Source organism: Allobosea sp. GW821-FHT03A12, from assembly GCF_058986765.1.
Genome location: NZ_JBYSVZ010000003.1, coordinates 590,832 through 606,859, shown reverse-complemented (window position 1 = coordinate 606,859; position 16,028 = coordinate 590,832). Strand labels below are relative to the sequence as shown.

General features: G+C 67.5%; 15 protein-coding genes. 8 read left to right on the top strand and 7 right to left on the bottom strand.

Going from position 1 to position 16,028, the window contains the following annotated elements:
• Window positions 1-94 precede the first annotated feature (94 nt).
• Both AC3WLC_RS10455 and grpE read left to right on the top strand, forming a co-directional pair.
• Entirely contained in the window at window positions 95-2,860 is a 2,766-nt protein-coding gene (locus AC3WLC_RS10455) for a [protein-PII] uridylyltransferase (protein WP_493684536.1), read from the top strand.
• Between the two features lie 95 nt (window positions 2,861-2,955).
• Complete coding sequence (grpE, locus tag AC3WLC_RS10450) at window positions 2,956-3,579, top strand: nucleotide exchange factor GrpE (protein WP_493683868.1); 624 nt, start codon at window positions 2,956-2,958, stop codon at window positions 3,577-3,579.
• 16 nt (window positions 3,580-3,595) lie between these two features.
• Here grpE and AC3WLC_RS10445 read toward each other — a convergent pair whose 3' ends face one another.
• From AC3WLC_RS10445 to AC3WLC_RS10435, 3 genes are all read right to left on the bottom strand, one after another.
• Entirely contained in the window at window positions 3,596-4,219 is a 624-nt protein-coding gene (locus AC3WLC_RS10445; protein ID WP_493683867.1) for an alpha-ketoglutarate-dependent dioxygenase AlkB family protein, read from the bottom strand.
• A complete protein-coding gene (gene dapB, locus AC3WLC_RS10440) occupies window positions 4,219-5,025 on the bottom strand; it encodes a 4-hydroxy-tetrahydrodipicolinate reductase (protein WP_493684535.1) in 807 nt (268 codons plus the stop codon). Before dapB ends, AC3WLC_RS10445 begins: the two co-directional genes overlap by 1 nt.
• 206 nt (window positions 5,026-5,231) lie before the next feature.
• Window positions 5,232-6,203: a TIM44-like domain-containing protein gene (locus tag AC3WLC_RS10435; protein ID WP_493683866.1), complete on the bottom strand. Its 972-nt coding sequence runs from the start codon at window positions 6,201-6,203 to the stop codon at window positions 5,232-5,234.
• 233 nt (window positions 6,204-6,436) lie between these two features.
• On the opposite strand from AC3WLC_RS10435, the gene AC3WLC_RS10430 reads away from it, so the two are divergent.
• Window positions 6,437-6,694, top strand: a complete 258-nt coding sequence (locus AC3WLC_RS10430) for a hypothetical protein (protein WP_493683865.1) — start codon at window positions 6,437-6,439, stop codon at window positions 6,692-6,694.
• Between the two features lie 486 nt (window positions 6,695-7,180).
• Here AC3WLC_RS10430 and AC3WLC_RS10425 read toward each other — a convergent pair whose 3' ends face one another.
• The 3 genes from AC3WLC_RS10425 to AC3WLC_RS10415 form a co-directional block, all read right to left on the bottom strand.
• Window positions 7,181-8,425 carry an amidase gene (locus AC3WLC_RS10425; protein ID WP_493683864.1) on the bottom strand — a complete coding sequence of 415 codons (1,245 nt, stop codon included), beginning with the start codon at window positions 8,423-8,425 and terminating at the stop codon, window positions 7,181-7,183.
• Between the two features lie 120 nt (window positions 8,426-8,545).
• Complete coding sequence (locus tag AC3WLC_RS10420; RefSeq protein ID WP_493683863.1) at window positions 8,546-9,325, bottom strand: SDR family NAD(P)-dependent oxidoreductase; 780 nt, start codon at window positions 9,323-9,325, stop codon at window positions 8,546-8,548.
• Entirely contained in the window at window positions 9,325-10,023 is a 699-nt protein-coding gene (locus AC3WLC_RS10415; RefSeq protein WP_493683862.1) for a hypothetical protein, read from the bottom strand. Before AC3WLC_RS10415 ends, AC3WLC_RS10420 begins: the two co-directional genes overlap by 1 nt.
• Before the next feature lie 287 nt (window positions 10,024-10,310).
• Here AC3WLC_RS10415 and AC3WLC_RS10410 point away from each other — a divergent pair, with 287 nt between their 5' ends.
• The 4 genes from AC3WLC_RS10410 to AC3WLC_RS10395 are packed head-to-tail and all read left to right on the top strand — an operon-like array spanning window position 10,311 to window position 13,782.
• Window positions 10,311-11,159 (top strand): IclR family transcriptional regulator, encoded by an 849-nt coding sequence (locus AC3WLC_RS10410; protein ID WP_493683861.1) that lies wholly within the window; start codon window positions 10,311-10,313, stop codon window positions 11,157-11,159.
• Complete coding sequence (locus tag AC3WLC_RS10405) at window positions 11,156-11,962, top strand: ABC transporter permease (protein ID WP_493683860.1); 807 nt, start codon at window positions 11,156-11,158, stop codon at window positions 11,960-11,962. Before AC3WLC_RS10410 ends, AC3WLC_RS10405 begins: the two co-directional genes overlap by 4 nt.
• 51 nt (window positions 11,963-12,013) lie before the next feature.
• The gene (locus AC3WLC_RS10400) at window positions 12,014-13,003 is read left to right on the top strand and encodes an ABC transporter substrate-binding protein (protein WP_493683859.1); all 990 of its coding nucleotides are present in this window, start codon (window positions 12,014-12,016) and stop codon (window positions 13,001-13,003) included.
• Window positions 13,000-13,782 (top strand): ABC transporter ATP-binding protein, encoded by a 783-nt coding sequence (locus tag AC3WLC_RS10395; RefSeq protein ID WP_493683858.1) that lies wholly within the window; start codon window positions 13,000-13,002, stop codon window positions 13,780-13,782. Before AC3WLC_RS10400 ends, AC3WLC_RS10395 begins: the two co-directional genes overlap by 4 nt.
• Before the next feature lie 111 nt (window positions 13,783-13,893).
• Here the strand turns inward: AC3WLC_RS10395 and AC3WLC_RS10390 are convergent, their stop codons facing one another.
• Window positions 13,894-14,601, bottom strand: a complete 708-nt coding sequence (locus tag AC3WLC_RS10390; RefSeq protein WP_493683857.1) for a glutathione S-transferase N-terminal domain-containing protein — start codon at window positions 14,599-14,601, stop codon at window positions 13,894-13,896.
• Between the two features lie 277 nt (window positions 14,602-14,878).
• Here AC3WLC_RS10390 and AC3WLC_RS10385 point away from each other — a divergent pair, with 277 nt between their 5' ends.
• Window positions 14,879-16,024, top strand: a complete 1,146-nt coding sequence (locus AC3WLC_RS10385; RefSeq protein ID WP_493683856.1) for an extensin-like domain-containing protein — start codon at window positions 14,879-14,881, stop codon at window positions 16,022-16,024.
• Window positions 16,025-16,028 lie beyond the last annotated feature (4 nt).

Genomic DNA, 16,028 nt, shown 5'->3' with positions numbered 1-16,028 from the left:
GGATCGGGATATCGCCGCGTCTGCCGAAAGTCTCGAAGAGCCTCGTTCAGTGCCGCCCTCCCCCGACAAGCCAGCCCCCCGCCTCGCCGAATTCATCGACAATCCCACGGCCGCGGTCGGCAAGCTGGCGCGACAGTTCGGCGAGGGAGATCGTGACAATCTGCGCGGCGCGCTGGTCAATGCGCTGCGCGACAATCTTGAAGAAGGCCGCCAATCGGCGCGCGAGATTCTGGCCAAGTCGCGCAACGGCCTCTCCTGCGCCAAGCGGCTCTCCGGCGTGATGGATAGCATCGTCGCCAGCCTGCATGTCGCGGCGACGCGGCATTTCTATCCGGTCGAGAACCCGTCCGCCGGCGAGCGCATCGCCGTCGTCGCGGTCGGCGGCTATGGCCGCGGCACGCTGGCGCCGGGGTCCGATGTCGACCTGCTCTTCCTCTTCCCCGACAAGCAGACCGCCTGGGGCGAGAGCGTGGTCGAGGCCATGCTCTACCCGCTCTGGGACCTGAAGCTGAAGGTCGGCCATTCCGTGCGCTCGGTCGACGACTGCATCCGCGAGGGCCGGGCGGACATGACGATCCGCACCGCGTTGCTGGAAGCGCGATTGATCTGCGGCGATGCGGCCTTGTTCTCCGATCTGCAGCGGCGTTACGGCGCCGAGATCGCGGAAGGCACCGCCGCAATCTTCACCGAGGCCAAGCTTGCCGAGCGCGAGAACCGCGTCGCCCGCGCCGGCTCGTCGCGCTATCTGGTCGAGCCCAACGTCAAGGACGGCAAGGGCGGCCTGCGCGACCTCAACACGCTGTTCTGGATCGCCAAGTACTCCTACCGCGTCGACGACCCGGCCGAGCTGGTCGAGGCCGGGCTGTTCGATGCGCGCGAATTCGCGATGTTCCAGCGCTCGGAGGAATTCCTCTGGCGGGTGCGCTGCTGGATGCATTTCATCACCGGGCGGGCCGAGGAGCGGCTCTCGTTCGACCTGCAGCGCCAGGTCGCGGCCGCGATCGGCTATGCCGGCCGCAGCGGCCAGGCCCCGGTCGAGCGCTTCATGAAGGCCTACTTCCTGATCGCCAAGGATGTCGGCGACCTCACGGCGATCGTCTGCGCCGCGCTGGAAGCGCGCCAGCAGAAGCCGCGCGCCAGCCTGACCAGCCTGATCGGCTCCTTCACCAAGCGCCGGCGTGTGCGCGCGCTCGGCCATCCCGATTTCACCTTGCAGGGCCAGCGCCTCGCCGTCATCGACGACGACGCCTTCAAGCGCGATCCGGTCAACCTTTTACGGCTCTACGAGATCGCCAGCCGCGACGATCTCGCCATCCATCCCGACACCAGCCGGCTGGTGACGCAATCGCTGCGGCTGGTCACGCCGCAATTGCGACAGGACCGCGAGGCCAACCGGATCTTCCTGGAGATCCTGACGGCACGGCGCTCGCCCGAGGCGGTGCTCCGAAGGATGAACGAATCTGGTCTGCTCGGGCGCTTCATTCCGGATTTCGGCCGCGTCGTCGCGATGATGCAGTTCAACATGTATCATCACTATACGGTCGACGAGCACCTGATCCGCTCGATCGGCATCCTGGCCGAGATCGACGCCGGCAAGCTCGAAGCCGAGCACCCCCTGGCGAACTCGATCTTCGCGACGATCACCAACCGGCGCGCGCTCTATGTCGCGCTCTTCCTGCACGACATCGCGAAGGGCCGGCCGGAGGATCATTCGGTCGCTGGCGCCCGAATCGCCCGCAAGCTCTGCCCGCGGCTCGGCCTCACCGATGCGCAGACCGAGACCGTGGTCTGGCTGATCGAGAACCATCTGGTGATGTCGACGGTCGCCCAGAGCCGCGATCTCGGCGACCCCAAGACGATCGAGAGCTTCGCCGCGATCGTGCAGACGCTGGAGCGCCTGAAGCTCTTGCTGGTCCTGACCGTCGCCGACATCAAGGCGGTCGGCCCCGGCGTCTGGAACGGCTGGAAGGGCCAGCTTCTGCGCACGCTCTATTACGAGACCGAGGTGGTACTCGCCGGCGGCCATTCCGGCATCGAGCGCAAGGCCAGGGTCGAGCGTAAGCAGCAGGCGCTGGAGGCGCGCCTCGCCGATTGGACCGAAGACGAGCGCGCCGCCTATCTCGCCCGCCACTATCCGGCCTACTGGCTCAAGGTCGAGCCCGAGCGGCAGGAGCAGCACGCCCGCTTCCTGCGCGAGGCGGAGATCGCCGGCCGCACCACCGCGACGCGGGTCGAGACCGACCAGTTCCGCGGCGTGACCGAGCTCACCGTGCTGGCACCCGACCATCCGCGCCTGCTCGCCATCGTCACCGGCGCCTGCGCCGCGGCCGGCGGCAACATCGTCGACGCGCAGATCTTCACCACCACCGACGGGCTGGTGCTCGACACGATCTTCGTCTCGCGCGCCTTCGAGCGCGACGACGACGAATTGCGCCGGGCCGAACGGATCGCTGCGGCGATCGAGCGCGCGCTCAAGGGCGAGATCAAGATCGCCGACCTCGTCGCCCAGCGCCGCGCGCCGCCGCCGCGCGGCGGGACCTTCCAGGTCGCGCCCGAGGTGATCATCGACAACGTCCTGTCGTCGCGGCACACCGTGCTGGAGGTCTCCGGCCTCGACCGGCCCGGCCTGCTCTACGATCTCACCACCGCGATCGGGAAGCTCAACCTCAATATCGCCTCGGCCCATATCGCGACCTTCGGCGAGAAGGCGGTCGACGTCTTCTACGTCACCGACCTCACCGGAGCGAAGATCACCTCGACCGGCCGCCAGCTGGTGATCCGCCAGGCGCTGCTCGCCGTGTTCAATCTGGAGCTCGACAAGCATGCCTCCGGCAAGGCCAAGGCCGTGGCTCGTGCTTGATTTCGCCCGCTCGAAGCCCGATATCGGCAGCGAAGCCGGCGCGCCGACAGGCAGCGCCGCAATGATGCATGACGATCAACGATTGGGATGATGGAATGACGCAGAACCCTGCGAAGGACGATCCGAAGCCGGAAACCGAAAACCAGGACATGGCGGAGACGCAGGCGAGCGAGACGCAGGCACCCACCCCGCTCGCCCTTGTCGAAGCCGAGCGCGACGACATCAAGGACAAGCTGCTGCGCACCCTGGCCGAGATGGAGAACCTGCGCCGGCGCACCGAGCGTGAGATCTCCGACGCCAAGGCCTATGCGGTGACGAGCTTCGCCCGCGACCTGCTCGGCTCGGCCGACAATCTGCGCCGCGCGCTGGAGAGCGTGCCGGAAACGGCGCGCGCCGCCGCCGACAACGCCTTGAAGGCGGTGGTCGAGGGTGTCGAACTGACCGAGCGCGAGCTGCTCAAGACGCTGGAACGCCACGGCGTGCGCAAGATCGACCCGCAGGGCGAGAAGTTCGATCCGAACCTGCACCAGGCGATGTTCGAGGCGCCCGACGCCGGCATCGCCAAGGGCCTCGTCTCGAAGGTGGTCCAGACCGGCTACAAGATCGGCGAGCGCGTGCTGCGCCCGGCCCTGGTCGGCGTCTCCGCCGGCGCGCCCAAGCCCGCCGCCAACGGCTCGGACAGCCCGGCCGCCGATGCCGGCGACAAGCCGGCGCACTGACAGGTGCTCGAAGCCGTCAACCTGACGGCTTCGTCACCCGCCGCAGAGTCAGGTTGATCCGGCCGACCTGCGGCAGCAGGCTCGATGAGCCCGCGAGGATGCGGTCGATGCCGTGATAGGCCAGCCGCGCCTCGCCGCCGAAGGCGAGCGCATCGCCCGAAGCCAGCTTCAGCGAGATCGTTTTGCCGCCACGGCTGGTCCCGCCGATGCGAAAGATCGCGGTGTCGCCGAGCGAGAGCGACAGCACCGGCGCGTCGAAGTCCTGCTCGTCGCGGTCCTGATGCAGGCCCATCTTCGCTGATGGCTCGTAGAAATTGACCAGGCAGGCCTCAGGCGGGTGCGGATAGCCGGCGAGCTCCTCCCAAGCGCGCAGTAATCGGGCCGGGATCGGCGGCCAGGGTGCTCCGGTCTCGGGGTGCAGCGGCTGGTAGCGATAGCCGCGCTCGTCCGAAACCCAGCCGAGCGACCCGCAATTGGTCATTTTGACCGAGAACGGTTTTCCGGTCTTCGGCATGCGCGGCACAAAGAATGGCACCTGCCGCGCCGCCTCGCGCAATTCAGCGACCAGCGCCGCTTGCTCACCAACATCGAGATAGCCCGGCCAGTGCGTCACGCCGGGCGCGACGGTGAGCACCGTCATCAGAATTTGTCGAGGCCGAGCACGTCGGCCATCGAGTACAAGCCGGGCTTGCGGCCGCGGCCCCAGAGCGCCGCTTTGACCGCGCCTTGCGCGAACAGGCTGCGATCCTCGGCAACGTGGGCGAGTTCGAGCCGCTCGCCGGCGCCGGCAAATATCACCTTGTGGTCGCCGATGACGGTGCCGCCGCGCAGCGCGGCGAAACCGATCGTGCCGGGCTGGCGGGCGCCGACCTGGCCGTCGCGCACCGCGACGCGGGCCTCGGCCAATTCGACGGCGCGTCCCTGCGCCGCCGCTTCGCCGAGCAGGACGGCTGTGCCGGAGGGCGCATCGACCTTCATGCGATGGTGCATCTCGACGATCTCGATGTCCCAGTCGGTGCCGAGCGTCGCCGCGACCTTGCGCACCATGGCCGCCAGCAGGTTGACGCCGAGGCTCATATTGCCGGAGCGGATGATCGCGGCATGGCGCGAGGCTGCTTCCAGCTTCGCCAGATGCTGCGGCTCCATGCCGGTGGTGCCGGCGACGTGGACGATGCGGGCCTGGGCGGCGAGGCCGGCGAAGGCGACCGTCGCCTCCGGCGTCGTGAAGTCGAGCACGCCCTCGGCCTCGACGAAGGCGGCGAGCGCGTCGTCGCTGACGAGAATGCCGCTGGCCGGCAGGCCGGCGAGCACCGCCGCGTCCTGGCCGAGCGCAGGCGAGCCCGGGCGCTCGATCGCGGCGGAGAGCACACAGCCTTGCGTGTCATGGATCGCTTTGACCAGCGAACGGCCCATCCGGCCGGCGGCGCCGACGACGACGAGACGCATGTCGCTCATGGTGGAACGCTCCAGATAGCCAAGGCAGGCGCCGAATGCCGACGCCAGCTTTTGTTTTATCGCATTTTCTTCACGCGAACCGGTATCCACTTCGCTCGAAAATGTTCAGGCATGCCTATACGGCCCTTCGCTGGTTGCTGAAATGAAAAACGGCCGGGCAATGCCCGGCCGTCCAGATTTCGGGTGTCCTGACGGGCTTATTCGACCGGCTGGATCGCCGCGACCTTCCACTCGCCGCCGCGCGAGCGGACGAAGGTCCAGTGCTCGGTGACCTCGCGCGGGATGGTGGCGTGGCCCTCGACGACCTTGCCGCCATTGCGCTCGACCATGGCGGTGAGCAGGCTGAAGCGCATAGCGACGGTGGCGTACTCATAGCCGTCCTCGCGCCAGGATTCGGCGAGGTCGCCCTGCAGCAGCTTGACGTCGGCCGCCTTCTCGATCAGCCCCTTGCGAGCGTTCTCGGCGAACTCGTCCTCCAGCGCGCCGGAAATCTCCGGCGTGGTGATCTGGCGCAGGCGCGCGACGTTCTCATCGGAGATCGCAGCCTGGACCTCGGAGAGCAGGCGCTCGAAGCTGCCGTAGTCGGCGCCCTGCAGCTCGAACTCCACCGGCTTGGCGGCAGAAGCCGCGGCAGCGCCGCCGCCGAGACCACCCATAGCCGGCGCGGCCGGCTGCGGCTGATAGGCCTCGCGGCCGAGCGGCCCACCGGCGCTGGCGAGCTGCGGCTCGCTGCGGCGACGGAACAGGCGCAGCGCCAGCCAGATCAGGCCACCGATCAGCGCGACCTGGAAGAGCAGGCCGAGGAAGCCGGCGATGCCGCCGAAGCCGGCGCCCGAGAGCAAGCCGAACAGGCCGGCACCGAGCAGGCCGCCGGCGACGCCCATCATCAGGCTGCGAGCCATGGACGGGCGGGCCGCCTGGGCGGCGGCGCCCGCCGCTGCGCCAGCGGCCGGTGAGGCGGCCGACGGGCTGGGAGCCTGCGTCGGGCTGCGCTGGAACGACGAGCCGGGCGCGGTCGGCGTCGGCGCGACCTGCGACTGGCTACGCGAGCCGCGGCTGCCCATGCTGCGACCGCCCGGAGCGGCCTCGGCGATGATCGGCACCAGCAGAAGAGCGCCAGCAATGAGGGCGATTGCACGTCCACGACGGGCGAGCGAAATCAGTGACATGGTTCCTCCCGGAGCCGGGATCGGCTCACTGGACCCGAAATATGGTCGGGTCGTACGACTTTCGCAAGGTGTAGACGGGCTCAACCTTCGACGGATGGCCCATGATCATATTGGGTTGCCGGCTCCACTATGCTATCGTTTCCGCATCGTCACGCTCAACAAGCGAACGACAGGAGCGAGCCATGGTCCGATCCCCTCGGAGGCTACCGCGCTCTGGTGCCGCAGCGCTGCTGTTGTCCGCTCTTTCTGCGACGATCCTGCTACTGTCCCCGCTTCCCGCCATGGCGCAGGAGAAAGCCGCCGCCCTCGACCGGCCGCGCCTGGCGCAGGCGCCCGAGCCTTATTGCTATTGCTGGAGTGACGGCAAGAAAATCGCGGAGGGCAGCATGGCCTGCATCCGCACCACCATGGGCCGGCGCCTGGCCACCTGCGGCCGCGTCACCAACCTGATGTCCTGGGAAGTGACCGAGAACCCGTGTCCCGAGAGCTGAGCGCCTCCTGCCGGGCTGCTGCGCCCTGACGAGCCACCAAAAAGAAAAGCGCCGCGGGGCCTCTCCCGCGACGCTTTCCAATTGGCTTGTTGGTCTTTTCGACTCGAGACTGACTTCCCCGTCAGAACGCTCCGATCACGATCGCCATGACCAGCACGAACGCCGCACCCATGGCCAACCGGTCGAGACTTAGCGCGAGGTTCATGTGAACCCTCCTTGTCATTGACCTGACATGGAAGCTAGCAGAAACGGCGGCCGCTGCAAGTGGCCGCGTCGCCGCAGCGGAGGCCGCACCAGAGAAGCGTTCTTAATCAGCGGTTAAATCATTGAACTGCTTTGTGGATAGTCCCGAACAGGACTTTCTCGACGTAAGCTTTTAGTATTTCCAAGTGCAGCATAAATCCTTTCCGCCACAATCAAGCCGAAGTTGTTGCAGCGCAATATTGTCCCACGCGGAACGAGCGCCCAGTTCTCGCCGAGAGATCGTCATGCCGGCATCAGGATCAGGCGCTCCAGCGCCCGCGCCACAGCGATGACACGGGCGTCGTCGCCGAAGCGTCCGACGAGTTGGAAGGAGACCGGCAGGCCGCGCGGACCCCGCATCAAAGGCACGGTCAGACAGGGCGTGCCGAGCAGGGTCCAGAGCCGGTTGAACTTGGAATCGCCGGTCGAGGCGAGCGTCTCCGGCGCCTCGCCCGGCGCGGCATAGGTCAGGACGAGATCGACCTCGCCGAGCCAGCGTTCGGCTACATGACGCCCGCGCCGGGCGGTGCCGCGGGCGGCGTCGTAATCGTCGGGCGTGGTGGCGCGGGCTTCGTCGAGATAGGCCCGCAGCTTCGGCGGCAGGTCTTCGCGATGATTGGCGTATTCCCAGGCCAGGGCCTGTGTCGCCTCCCAATTCTGCAGCGGGCCATGAGCATGGAAGGTTTCGCCGAGCTCGGCCGGCGTGGCTACGTCCAAAACGGTCGCGCCGCCCTTGCGGGCGAAATCGGCGATGCGCTGCAAAGCGCCCTCGCAGGACGGTTCGGGCTTGTCGGTGAATTCCTGCCGGCAAAGGCCGAGTTTCAACCCGTCCAGCGTCGCCTCGGGCGCATCGAGATCAGGCCGGCCAGCCAGCGCCGCCAGGGCGAAGCCGAGATCGCCGGCGCTCGCGGCCATCAGGCCTAGCGTGTCGAGCGACCAGGAGAAGGGCTTCACCCCGACCGTCGGCAGCAGGCCGTAGGACGGCTTGATCGCGGCGACACCGCAATAGGCGGCCGGACGGATCACCGAACCACCGGTCTGGGTTCCGATCGCGAGCGGAACCAGGCTGGCGGCAACCGCCGCGGCCGAGCCGGCCGAGGAGCCGCCGGGGCTGGCCGAGGGATCGTGCGGGTTGCGGGTCGGAGCAGGATCCAGGAAAGCGAAGGCGGTGGTCTGGGTCTTGCCGGCGACGCTCGCGCCGGCCGCTTTCAGCGCCATCACGATCGGCGCATCGGCCCTCGGCTGGTAGCCCTCATAGATCGAGGAGCCCATGCCGGTCGGCAGGCCGGCGGTGTCGATGATGTCCTTGACCCCGACGGCGATGCCGGAGAGCGGCCCCTCACCGGCCGCCAGGCTCTCGGGGCGGGCCGCGAAGGCGCGCAGGTCGCCGTCGCGCTCGTCGATTCGCCGCTCGCTGTCGGCAAGGGCGGCCTGGGCGGAAACTTCGCCATTGGCGACGCGGCGAGCGATATCGCGAACCGAAAGCATGGACCTGTCCCTAAAATCCCGCGGCCGGGCCGCCAATGCGACCATGCTGGCATGAGGTCGGCGCCGGAAGGAAGCCGGGAACGGGTCCGTGCAGATAGGGTATGCAGCCGGCGCGCCCGTTCAGTAGGTCGCGCGGCCGCCCGACAAGTCGAAGATGCCGCCGGTCGAGAAGGAGCAATCGTCGCTGGAGAGCCAGAGCACCAGCCGCGCCACCTCTGCCACCTCGACAAAGCGCCCCATCGGGATGCGCGACAGGATGTCGGCGCGCCGCTCGGCCGAAATCTCCTTCGCCATCGCCGTCTCGGCGGCAGCAGGCGTCACCGCCGTGACGATGATGCCCTGTTTCGCCGTTTCCTTGGCGACGCTCTTGGTCAGCGCGATCAGGCCGGCCTTCGAGGCGGAATAGGCGGCGGCCATCGCCATGCCCTCCTTGCCCTGGATCGAGGCGATGTTGACGACATGGCCGCGCAGGGAATGGCCGTCCGGCGAGCGCCGCGGCTCCTGGCGCAGCATCCGCCCCACCACCGCACGCGTCACCAGATAGGCGCCGAACAGGTTGACCTGCAGCACGCGCTGGAAATTCTCCGGGGTCGTCTCCCAGATCGGCCTGACCTCGCCGAGCACGCCGGCATTGTTGACCAGGATGTCGATGCGGCCATGGGCCGATAGCGCGGCATCAGCCGCCGCATCGACCGCATTGACGTCGCGGATGTCGAGCTGGCGCTGGCTGGCCCGGCGGCCAAGCTCGCTCACGGCCTGCGCCAGTCTGTGAGCATCCTGATCCCAGAGCGTGACACTGGCGCCGGCCTCGATCAGCGCGCGGGCGATGCCGCGGCCGAGCCCGCCGGCACCGCCGGTAACGACAGCATGCCGGCCGGAGAGATCATAGCGCGTGCTCATCAACCGGCGCTCCAGGCGGTCTTGGTCCGGGTAGCCTGATGGCGGTAGAGGCCAAGCGAGAACGGCCCCTGACCGCCGAGCGCCTGCAATTCCCCGGCGGAAAGCTGATCACGCGCCAGCGCGATGAACTCAGCCTCGTCGCCCCAGCCCTCGAGCAGCAGCACCCAGCTCGGCACGGCATTGGCGACGCCGCGCGCCTTCTGCTCGGCAGTGGCGGCGCCGCTCGCCGGCGCATCCGCGGTCAGCAGATGAACGCCGGCGACGCCTCGCGTGGCGAGCAGGTCCGGCACCAGCCCGCGCAGCAGCGCAGCCTTGTGAGCGGAAGCGATGTTGTCGGGCACGTCGTAGCGCAAGGTCGCGATCAACCCGCCCTGGGCCGGGCCGCTGGTATGGGACACGCGGCAGATCGCGCGTGCCACCGAGCGGAAATGCTTCACGGCCGAGAACGTCCAGGGCGTCGGCGCGTTGACCCTGGCCGTATAGTCCTGCCCCTTCAGCACCTCGACGCTCTGCGCCTCGTACAGGTTGAAGAATTCGAGATCGGCGTCGATCGCGACATAGCGGCGCCCGCGCAGGAAGCCTGGGATGCCGACCCGCTCGGGCATGTGCTCCTCGCCATGCCAGGCATAGAACTCCGCCCTGCCCTCCGGCGCGATGTCATGCCAGATCGCGACCGCTCCCTCACCTGCCAGGCTCATCGTTCCCTCCACCGGGCTCGTCCAGTGTCCCGATTCTGAAATTCGCCACTGGCCGATATCAATCGCGCAGCGAATTTCAGAATCACCGGGGACACTGCCAACTCTTTGATTTCCAGTGTCGTTCTTTGATTTCGAAGTTCGCTCCGCACCCGATATCGACCGAGAGCGAACTGCGAAATCACGACACTGACGGACCGCGTTGACTTGGCCTCGCCTCCTCTCTATACGAAAACGAAATCCAAATTGGAAATGATTTCCAATTGTAAACGAAACAAGGGCGGGAACGGGTGACGATCGCGGCGGTCGAGCGTGCATTCAAGCTGCTGGAAGCGCTGGCCGGCGAGGCCGATGGCGCCGACCTGACCGTGCTCGCCGAGCGGCTCGACCTGCCGGTCAGCGCCACACATCGTTTGCTCGCCAGCCTCGGCGAGCGCGGCTTCGTCGCGCAGGACCCGCAATCGGGCGCCTATGGGCTGACGCTGAAGCTGTCGCAGCTCGCCTTCCGCAATCTCGACCTGCGCGGTCTGCCCGATGCCGGTCAGATCGTGCTCGACGCCCTCGCTCGCGCCACCCGCGAATATTGCCGCCTCGCCGTGGTCGAGGGCGGGAACCTGACCTGGATCGCCCGCGCCCAGGGTGCGACCGCCGGCCTGCGCTACGAGCCACCGATGGGGATGGGGCCGGTCCTGCACGCGACCGCGACCGGCAAGGCCTGGCTGGCCTCGCTACCGGAAGCGGAGGCCTTGCGTATCGTCTGCGCGCGCGGCTTCGACGGCGAGGGACGCACCGGCCCAAACGCGCTCGGCGACGTCGACGCTCTGAGGCAGCATCTCGGCGAGACGCGCAGCCGCGGCTATGCACTGGCGCTCGAGGAGGGCGAAATCGGCACCGTCGCGATGGCGACGACCTTCCGCGCCGGGCCGGATGCGGGCGCCCCCGTCGCCGGCACGCTCAGCGTCGCCGGGCCGCTGCCGCGGATGCACGAGGCGCGCCGCAGCGAGATCGCAGCAGCGCTCGCCAGCGCCGCCCGGGACATGGCGGCGATCTGGCCGCTCAGACGGCGGCAGATCGGTGCCCTCCCCGCCGTTCCGGCAGAGGCGGCCATACGACTAGCGCCGACAGAGACATCAGCATGAGCAGCGACACCGCCACCACAGGAGCAACGCCCCAGCCTCCCGGCAAGGCCGCCGCCTGGGCCTCGGCCATCGCCTGGCCGCTGGCGAGCTTCGCCGTGCTGCTGGTCGCCTGGCAGCTCCTCGTGCCGATGGCCGGCATCCCCGAATACATCCTGCCGGTGCCGAGCGCCTTCTTCGAGCGGCTCTGGCTCGATCGCGCCGACATCTTCAGGCACACGCTGGTGACGGCCAACGAGATCGTGCTCGGCTTCCTGATGGCGGCGGTGATCTCGATACCGCTCGGCTACATCATCGTCTCGGTGAAGCTGTTGGAGAAGGCGATCTATCCGGTGATCGTCTTCTTCCAGCTCGTGCCGAAGATCGCGATCGCGCCGCTCTTCGTCGTCTGGTTCGGCTTCGGCCTGTTCCCGAAGGTGCTGCTGACCTTCCTGCTCTGCTTCTTCCCGACGCTGGTCGCGAGCATGACGGGCTTTCGGGCGCTGGACGAGCGCGTACTCTACCTGACCCGCTCGATGGGCGCCTCCGCCTGGCAGACCTTCCGCTATGTCCGGGTGCCGGCGGCGCTGACCTATATCTTCTCCGGGCTCAAGGTCTCGGCCGTGTTCGCGGCGACTGGGGCGATCGTCGGCGAGTTCGTCGGTGCCAATGCCGGCCTCGGCTATCTCCTGCTGCGCGGCACGAGCTTCCTCGACATGCCCTTGATCTTCGCCTGCCTGGTGGCGCTTTCGGCCGTCGGCATCCTGTTCAGCTACCTCGTCGACTGGCTCGAAATGCTGCTGATGCCCTGGCAGCGCAAGGGCTGATCCGATCGCCATCTCGCCGGAGCCAACCGGCACTATAGGGAGGATAGACCGATGAAACGCAGGACCTTGCTGACCACCGCCGCGATCCTCGCCCTCAGCAGCGGCATGGTCTTCGCCCAAACCGGCAAGCCGATGAAGATCACGCTGAACTTCCTCGCCGCCGCGCCTAATGCCGGCTTCATGATGGCGAAGCAAATGGGCCTCTACGAGAAGGCCGGCATCAACCTGACGATCGAGGAAGGCAAAGGCTCGGGCACGACCGCGCAGATGGTCGCGACGGGCCAGACCGATGTCGGCTTCGCCGATGCGCCCGCCGCCATGCAATTGCGGACCAAGGGCGCGCCGGTGAAGATCGTCGCCCCCGTGCTGCAGACCAATGGCTTTGCCATTATCGCACTGGAAGACAGCGGCATCGCCTCGCCCAAGGACCTCGTCGGCAAGAAGCTCGCGGTCCAGCCCGGCACGGCCCAGACGACGCTACTCGACGCGATCCTGGCATCGAACCAGATCGACAAAGGCAAGGTCGATGTCATCAACATCGACCCAGGCGCCTTCGTCGGCGCGCTCTTGGAGAAGAAGGTCGACGCGATCCTCGGCGGCGCCGATTTCCATTCGGTGCAGATCCGCGAGCGCGGCTTCAAGGTGCGCGACATCTTCTACCGCGATGTCGGCGTGCCGACCGTCGGGCTCTCGATCATCGCCCGCGACGACAAGATCAAGGCCGATGCCGAGCTCTACAAGAAGTTCATCGAGGCGAGCCTGCAGGGCTGGGACGCCGCGCGGAAAAATCCTGATGCTGCCGCCGACGCGGTCGTCGCGCAGTTCCCCTCGGTGAAGAAGGCGCAGGTGCTGGCGCAGTTCGACGTCGTCAACAAGCTGCTCTGCGCGCCCGGCGCGACCTCGCTCGGCAAGGTGCCGGAGAAGAACTGGAGCGTGAGCTTCGACCTGCTGACGCAGTATCTCGGCCTGCCCAAGGACAAGCCGATCAGCGACTACTACACGACCGAGCTGCTGCCCGCCTCGGCGCCGGCCTGCCCGTGAGCGCGACGGCCGCCAGCGCCGCCGCCTCGATCGAGGGGCGTGGCATCGTCAAGACCTTCGGCGGCTTCACGGCCGTCGACGGCCTGACGCTCGACATCCGGAGCGGCGAGTTCGTCAGCCTGATCGGCCCCTCCGGCTGCGGCAAGAGCACCTTCATGCTGATGGCGGCCGGGCTGATCCCGACCAGCGGCGGCGAGTTGCTGGTCAACGGCAAGAAGTTGACCGAGCCGCTCACCGATATCGGCATCGTCTTCCAGGACCATCTGCTGCTGGAATTCCGAACAGCACTCGAAAATGTCATGCTGCAGGCGGAGATCCGCGGCTTGCCGCTGGCGCCGGCCAGGGAACGGGCGCTCGAGCTCTTCGCCAAGCTCGGCATCAGCCATGCCGCCGACCGCTATCCCAAGCAGCTCTCCGGCGGCATGCGCCAGCGCGTCTCGATCGCGCGCGCGCTGATCCACAACCCGTCGGTGCTGATGATGGACGAGCCATTCGGGGCGCTCGATGCGATCACCCGTACGCAGATCCGGCACGATCTCGAAATGCTCTGGCTGGAGACGGCCAAGACTGTGGTCTTCATCACCCATTCGATCGAAGAGGCGATCGGCCTCTCCGACCGGGTTCTGGTGATGTCGCCGACACCGGGCCGGGTCGTCGACGAGATCAAGATCGAACTGCCGCGGCCGCGCCCGGCCCATCTCGGCGACTATCCGAGCTTCAACGCCTATGCCGATCGCATCCATGACGCGTTCCGGCGGTTCGGGGTGATCAAGTATTGAAAGCCCCACCGTCATTGCGAGCGAAGCGAAGCAATCCAGGGCGGCAGAGTTCTACGTCCTCCTGGATTGCTTCGTCGCTAACGCTCCTCGCAATGACGAGATAGCGCCCCCTCAGCCTGGCCGCTTCGGGATCTCCAGCCCGCGCTGCACGGCAGGGCGCGCCAGGCCACGCTCCAGCCATTTCGGGACGAGCTTGAGCTTGTCGTACTCGACCAGCTCGCCGGCGCCGTAGAAGCCGACGAGGTTGCGGACCCAGCCGAGGCAGGCGATGTCGGCGATGGTGTACTCGTCGCCCATCAGCCAGTCGCCTCCGGCAAGCCGGGTCTCGAGCACGCCGAGCAGGCGCTTGCTCTCATTGGCGTAGCGGTCGCGCGGACGCTTGTCCTCGTATTCGCGGCCAGCGAATTTGTGGAAGAAGCCGACCTGGCCGAACATCGGGCCGATCGCCGCCATCTGGAAGAAGACCCATTGCAGTGTCTCGTAGCGACGGGCCGGGTCGGTGGGCAGGAACTTGCCGGCCTTGTCGGCGAGATAGACCAGGATCGCGCCGGACTCGAACAGGCCGAACGGTTTTCCGCCAGGGCCGTTGGGATCGATGATCGCCGGGATCTTGCCGTTCGGGTTGAGCGAGAGGAATTCCGGCGTCCAGCTCTCGTTCTTGCCGATGTCGATCGCATGCGGCTCGTAGGGGATGCCGGTCTCCTCCAGCATGATCGAGACCTTCACGCCATTGGGCGTCGGGAGCGAATAGAGCTGGAGCCGGTCGGGATGCTGGGCCGGCCAGCGCTGCGTGATCGGAAAGGCGGAAAGATCAGGCATCTCAGGGATATCCTCGGATGGCGGGACGCCGGCGGCGCAAGGGCCATGACGTTGCGCGGCAGATTGCTGCGGCCGGAAGCACGGCGCAACCGCTTCGTCCTTGCAGGATCGCCCAATCGCCAAGGCAATTCCGAAATGCAGAGGTTAAAATTCGCGCCGACGAAAAAGCGCTGCGTTAACCACCGCTTAACGCCATCGGCAAAGTTAATCGCGCCGTGACTTCCAGGACGCAGCCGGTCAACAAACCGTTCACCCAACGCCTCGCATTTGATCTGTCATGCGTCGCGTTCACCTCACTCTCCTCGCGCTCGGCGTCATCGGCGCCGGCCTTGCCGGCTGCGGCAAGTTCCAGAAGCCGCAGCGCGCGCCCTGGCGCGACCAGGCCGAAGCCCAGTGCCTGGCCTCGGGCCAGGTGCAGCTCTCGGCCTATGTCAGCCTGCGCGGCAAGGCGATCGACGGGCCCGGGACCTGCGGCATGGAGAAGCCGCTCAAGGTCGCGGCCTTCGCCAATGGCAGCGTCGCGCTGACCAGCAATGCCACCTTGGCCTGTCCCGTCGTCGCCACCACCGACAAATGGTTCAACGAGGTGGTGCAGCCGGCGGCGATGAACGTGCTCGGCGCGCAGGTGATCGAGATCCGCGCCGGCTCCTATTCCTGCCGCGCCATGAACAACGGCACCGGCACCAGCCGCACCTCCGAGCATGCCTTCGGCAATGCCGTCGACGTGTTTTCCTTCCGCCTGAACGACAACCGGGTCGTCACCGTCAAGGATGGCTGGCGCGGCGCGCCGGAGGAGCAGGCTTTCCTGCGCGAGATCTTCGTCGGCGCCTGCGAGCATTTCTCGACCGTGCTCGGCCCCGGCGCCGATCCGATGCACTACGACCACTTCCACATCGACCTGGCGCGCCATTCCAAGGGCCGGCACATCTGCAAGCCGGTGATCAAATACGAGCCGAACTACAACCTGCCGCCGCCGGACCCGGCGCGGCCGGATCGGATGGCGCTGCAACAGCAGCAACAGGATACGCGCCAGAGCCTGCCGCCGCCGATGGTGGCAGGCGGATCGGGTGGCCTGCTGCGCCAGCCGAGCGGCGGCCTGCGTCCACCCGGCGCGGTCAGCGGCGGCTATCCGGTCGCGCACCAGCAGCATGGCGGGCTCGACGGCCAGCGGCGCTATATCGAGGACGCGCCGCAGCCGCAGATGTCGCAGCGCTACCAGCCGCAGCCGACGCCGAGCGAAATGCGCGGGCCGCTGCAGCTGCCGGGCTCGACGCCGCCGACCGAGGAGTTGATCGTCGGCGACGAGGAAGGCAACGGCATCATCGACAGCGTCCAGCCGGGCGACGAGCCGCCGATCAACCCGCGCAACGACCCGTTCGCCTACCGGCCGCAGGGGCAGCAGACCGGATCGTTGCGGCGGTAGGGCT

What these genes read in the sequence shown, in the direction of transcription:
- grpE (WP_493683868.1), top strand. Translation starts at nt 2,956, where the DNA reads ATGACGCAGAACCCTGCGAAGGACGATCCGAAGCCGGAAACCGAAAAC.
- AC3WLC_RS10445 (WP_493683867.1), bottom strand. Translation starts at nt 4,219, where the DNA reads ATGACGGTGCTCACCGTCGCGCCCGGCGTGACGCACTGGCCGGGCTAT.
- dapB (WP_493684535.1), bottom strand. Translation starts at nt 5,025, where the DNA reads ATGCGTCTCGTCGTCGTCGGCGCCGCCGGCCGGATGGGCCGTTCGCTG.
- AC3WLC_RS10435 (WP_493683866.1), bottom strand. Translation starts at nt 6,203, where the DNA reads ATGTCACTGATTTCGCTCGCCCGTCGTGGACGTGCAATCGCCCTCATT.
- AC3WLC_RS10425 (WP_493683864.1), bottom strand. Translation starts at nt 8,425, where the DNA reads ATGCTTTCGGTTCGCGATATCGCTCGCCGCGTCGCCAATGGCGAAGTT.
- AC3WLC_RS10420 (WP_493683863.1), bottom strand. Translation starts at nt 9,325, where the DNA reads ATGAGCACGCGCTATGATCTCTCCGGCCGGCATGCTGTCGTTACCGGC.
- AC3WLC_RS10415 (WP_493683862.1), bottom strand. Translation starts at nt 10,023, where the DNA reads ATGAGCCTGGCAGGTGAGGGAGCGGTCGCGATCTGGCATGACATCGCG.
- AC3WLC_RS10405 (WP_493683860.1), top strand. Translation starts at nt 11,156, where the DNA reads ATGAGCAGCGACACCGCCACCACAGGAGCAACGCCCCAGCCTCCCGGC.
- AC3WLC_RS10400 (WP_493683859.1), top strand. Translation starts at nt 12,014, where the DNA reads ATGAAACGCAGGACCTTGCTGACCACCGCCGCGATCCTCGCCCTCAGC.
- AC3WLC_RS10390 (WP_493683857.1), bottom strand. Translation starts at nt 14,601, where the DNA reads ATGCCTGATCTTTCCGCCTTTCCGATCACGCAGCGCTGGCCGGCCCAG.
- AC3WLC_RS10385 (WP_493683856.1), top strand. Translation starts at nt 14,879, where the DNA reads ATGCGTCGCGTTCACCTCACTCTCCTCGCGCTCGGCGTCATCGGCGCC.